The organism is Polaribacter sp. M10 (assembly GCF_054968445.1).
Window position 1 is genome coordinate 1 of record NZ_JBSSBG010000040.1, and the last position, 4,598, is coordinate 4,598.

The 4,598-nt window shown below is 33.2% G+C and carries 3 protein-coding genes; 1 reads left to right on the forward strand and 2 read right to left on the reverse strand.

The window, feature by feature from the left end; genetic code table 11:
* Positions 1–1,303: 1,303 nt before the first annotated feature.
* Together ACWYN7_RS17070 and ACWYN7_RS17075 are read right to left on the reverse strand one after the other, a co-directional pair.
* Positions 1,304–2,395 carry a nucleotidyltransferase family protein gene (locus ACWYN7_RS17070; protein ID WP_462861187.1) on the reverse strand — a complete coding sequence of 364 codons (1,092 nt, stop codon included), beginning with the start codon at positions 2,393–2,395 and terminating at the stop codon, positions 1,304–1,306.
* Positions 2,396–2,415: 20 nt separating this feature from the next.
* A complete protein-coding gene (locus tag ACWYN7_RS17075; protein ID WP_462861188.1) occupies positions 2,416–3,255 on the reverse strand; it encodes a tyrosine-protein phosphatase in 840 nt (279 codons plus the stop codon).
* Between the two features lie 39 nt (positions 3,256–3,294).
* On the opposite strand from ACWYN7_RS17075, the gene ACWYN7_RS17080 reads away from it, so the two are divergent.
* Entirely contained in the window at positions 3,295–4,143 is an 849-nt protein-coding gene (locus tag ACWYN7_RS17080) for an N-acetylglucosamine kinase (RefSeq protein WP_462861189.1), read from the forward strand.
* Positions 4,144–4,598 lie beyond the last annotated feature (455 nt).

A 4,598-nucleotide genomic window follows, 5' to 3' on the forward strand; every position in this document is an offset into this window, starting at 1 on the left:
TTAAAGAAAATAAAATAAGTCTAGATTTTTGGTTCTTTTCATCAATGGAAAAGAACAGAGGGATTAAAAGAGTTGAGGTTGATTGTTGAATTTTGAAATTCTTCGGTTAACCAAGCTACTTTCAATCAAAATACATTTTGATTTCAGTAATTCTCGAAATGACATTCTGCTTGTCATTCCGACCTTGAGGAGGAATCTATTTCTTCGTTAAAAAGGTGTTCATTCTTTTTTCCATTGATGAAAAAAGAATCAAAAAAATCTAGACTTCCTATAATTTTCTTGAATACTACATACTATTCCACTATCGCGTCCAGACCGCAGGCTCTTTGGACGCTTACCGTTTCATAGTATTTGTATTCCTACGAAAATTCTAGGATGTCCGTTAGTGAGATTGTATTTAGTTTTTGAATGTAAAGATTTCTTGGTTTCGCTATTTGCTGCGCAAGCTACTTTCAATCAAAATACATTTTGATTTCAGTAATAATCGAAATGACATTCTGTTTGTCATTCCGACCTTGCGGAGGAATCTATTTCTTCGTTAAAAAGGTGTTCATTCTTTTTTCCATTGATGAAAAAAGAACCAAAAAAATCTAGACTTCCTATAATTTTCTTGAATACTACATACTATTCCACTATCGCGTCCAGACCGCAAGCTCTTTGGACACTTACCGTTTCAAAGTATTTGTATTCCTGCGAAAATTCTAGGATGTCGGTTAGTGAGATTGTATTTAGTTTTTGAATGTAAAGATTTCTCGGTTCCGCTTGCGCTCTACTCGATATGACAGATGTTTATTGAATCCACTTTGTCAATGTCATCCCTATTTTTGTAAAGAGATCTATTTTGGCTATTCGTTGTTGGTTTTTCCGATTTAATTTACCGACATACTTTAATTTTCTGTAAAAATTCAATATCGCTGTAACTGAGGAGTGTCCAAAGAGTGAAACGGTCTGGACATGGATCGTGAAAGGGATAGTAGAATTTAAAGAAAATAAAATAAGTCTAGATTTTTGGTTCTTTTCATCAATGGAAAAGAACAGAGGGATTAAAAGAGTTGAGCTTGATTTTTGAATTTTGAGATTCTTCGGTTAACCAAGCTACTTTCAATCAAAATACATTTTGATTTCATTGATAATCAGTATGCATTCAGCTTGTCATCTCGACTTTATGGAGAGATCTAAGAGATTTCTCGGTTTCGCTTGCGCTTTACTCGAAATGACAAGTGATATTGAATGGAGAATATATATGTCATCTCGACCTTGTGGAGCCCTCTTTGAACTCAAGTATTATTATATAAACTAAAAGTTAATGTGTTGTGTTAAGACCAAATATCTTTTTGTATAAATCTCCTTGAAGGATTCGCTTTGTAGTGTAATCTCTATATTCTTTATCGATAAAAGACATTTTTAGCATAAAAAGATAATTATACAGTTTTGTGTATTTATGAATAATATTGGTTTTAATTTTAATTTTTTTAGAGTTACTTAATTTTAACAAGTAAGACTTTTGATACTTTTTTGAGGCTCTCGTATTTTCAACGGTTATCGTGTCTGGGTTGTTTAAAACTAATTGTATACAACTTAAATAGTTATTGAATTTTTTAGACACCCTTTTATGGGCTATGCTATTTTTATAATCGCTATTGTTTGTCATTAAAAAAACATCATACATGGTTCTCATGGGAATGATGTATGAATAGTATAAGTTGTCATTTATAATCTTAGGGAGGATTGCGTTTAATACTTTATAGTTAGTAGATAAAAAGCAATAATTCGATTTGATAACAGCGCTTTGTATAATGGAATCTTCCTTAAATAGATGGTCAAAAGGTTTTTTTAAAATTTTGTTATGGACTTCAACAGCAGCAATTTTTTTAGGATGGACAAGTTTAGGATAATGCCAATGGAAACTACGTCTAATCTTTTCATCTTTATGCACCGCATATTCCTGTTTCTTTAAAATTTGAATGGTTTTATGATAATCCTTTTTAGACACAATAAAGTCAATATCTCCCACCATGCGCTCGGCGATATCTTCATACAATCCTTCTAGTAAATTGCCTGTACCTTTTAAAAAAAAAGGAGTGATGTTATTTGCTAATAATAGCTCATTGATTTCTTTTGCTTGTTCAATAATTTGCTGATTACGTTCTCGATTTAAATTGGTAATGTGTATCATATATTCCACCAATTCTTTCGGAAGATAATGCAAAAAATTAGCCCGTTTTAAATTGCAATACAAAGCTGGGAAAACGAAATGCCCTGTACTCACCTTCACCACTTCATCCCAATCAATAGTATTATTTTTTAAAAGTTTTTCTATAATATTTTTATTCTTACCATTATGATTGATGGTTAAACATTGGCCAACAAAAAAAAGAGTATCTTTAGTATTCATGTTATGGTTTCTGTTGTGTATTATATGAACTTTTTATTATTCAACAATAAATTCTCCAACTTGATGAGGTTCTTTTTAGTACCAATCGTTTGCAACAATTTTAAATGCTCAAAATGATGGGTATCTGTACCTACAAAATCATAGAGGTTTTCTTTTAACAACTTTTCAGAAGTTTTTTGTACGCCTTTCCCATAGTTTTCAGTCAGGGATAATAAATTCAATTGAAACAAGCAGCCCGCATTTTTAAGTTTTTGAAAAATGCGAAAATTGTTGTGGTAACTGACATAGCGTTCTGGATGCGCCAAAACTGGTTTATAGCCTTTTAAACCTAATTGAAATAAAATGTCGAACAAGTTGTTTGGCGGACTGAAATACGACATTTCTACCAACACCAAATTGTCTTTTAGGGTTAAAATTTCTTGGTCTTCTTGCAGCAGGGTTAAAAAATGCTCGTCCATCATGTATTCTGCAGCCGCGTCAATTTGTATGTTAGGCAGGTTTCTTTTTTTTAGTTCTTCTTGTACCAATTGCAATTTGCCACGAATGATCTCTGGAGTGTTGGGATAGACATCTCCTAAAATATGTGGAGTGGTGATAAAATTTTGAATGCCATAGGAAGCCATTTGTTGAATCAATTCCATAGAGGTATCCAAATCTTTGGCACCATCATCAATGCCAGGTAACAAATGCGAATGAATATCGATGAAGCCTTTTGGGAAAAATTCGGTTAACAGGATTTCTTTGGGTTTAAAAAAAAACATGGGTCTTTGATTTGTTACAAATTTACAATTTTCGAGAGGATTATATGATAATTTTATCAAACGAAAACGATTGAAGTTTATCGGAAGCTTGTACAGCATTTTTTGTTGTAATATCTTTGGGTAAAAAATAACATACTTATGATTTTAATTGCTGACGGAGGTTCTACAAAAGCAGATTGGATTGCAATCAATAGCGATAAAAGCGAGGCTTTTAGAGTAAGAACATTAGGTTTAAATCCTGCTGTGGTAGCAGAAGAAGAGTTGAACAATAGAATTGTAAATATGTTTCAACTAATGACCGTAAAAGAAGACGTTACTGAAATCCATTTTTATGGAGCAGGCTGTGGAACACCAAAACCAGCTAAAATTTTAGAAGAAATTTTACAAGCTATTTTTGTAAATGCTAAAATTTATATTGCTGAAGACATGTTGGCAGCAGTTTATGCAGCCTCAGGAACAACACCAGCGTTGGTATGTATTCTTGGAACGGGTTCGAATAGTTGCTTTTTTGACGGACAAAATGTAATCATGAACACACCTTCTTTAGGGTATATTTTGATGGATGAAGCCAGTGGAAATTATTTTGGTAAAGTGTTGTTAAGAGAGTATTATTATAACAAAATGCCAAAGCATATGGCCCAAAAGTTTGAGACGGAGTTTAATTTGGATGTAGATGACATCAAACAAAACTTATACAGAAAACCGAATCCAAATATGTATCTGGCGTCTTTTGCCAAATTTATGTTCGATTTTAAAGAAGCGCCTTATATTCATAAAATCATTCGAAACGGATTCAAAGAATTTTTTGAATACCGCGTTTTGCCTTTTGATAAAACATCAGATACTCCTTTGTATTTTATAGGTTCTATCGCCTTTTATTTTAGAGAGATACTAGAAGAAGTGGCCCTAAAATATGATTTAAAAATTACAGACGTGATTCAAAGACCTATTGATAATTTATTGGAGCACCATAGGAAGATGATTTAGTTTTGCAGTAAGCAGTTGGCAGTTGGCAGTTGGCAGTTGGCAGTTGGCAGTTGGCAGTAGGTAGTGGTTAGTAGGCAGTATGCAGTATGCAGTTGGCTTTATGCAGTAACGAATCTCGAAGAACGTCCTTCGTCCATCGTCCATCGAACAACCAATAATCAACAACGAGATTCCTCCACAAGGTCGGAATGACATATGTACTCTCAATTCAATATCCGTCTGTCATTCCGATTATTACTGAAATCAAAATATATTTTGATTGAAAGTACCTTGCGTAGCAAATAGCGTAACAGAGGAATCTCTTGTGTAACGAATAGTATGGACTTTTACTGTAATCGTAACGAAAACCAACAACTAAACTCTAAGTATTTAAACCCTTAGAACGAAATCAACAACGGGCAACGAGCAACGAAACTCGAAGAACGTCCTTATTTTCTCGTCCATCGTCCATCGAA

Excerpts from the sequence above, each read along its gene's own strand:
- ACWYN7_RS17070 (WP_462861187.1), bottom strand. The coding sequence starts at position 2,395 with ATGAATACTAAAGATACTCTTTTTTTTGTTGGCCAATGTTTAACCATC.
- ACWYN7_RS17075 (WP_462861188.1), bottom strand. The coding sequence starts at position 3,255 with ATGCTGTACAAGCTTCCGATAAACTTCAATCGTTTTCGTTTGATAAAA.
- ACWYN7_RS17080 (WP_462861189.1), top strand. The coding sequence starts at position 3,295 with ATGATTTTAATTGCTGACGGAGGTTCTACAAAAGCAGATTGGATTGCA.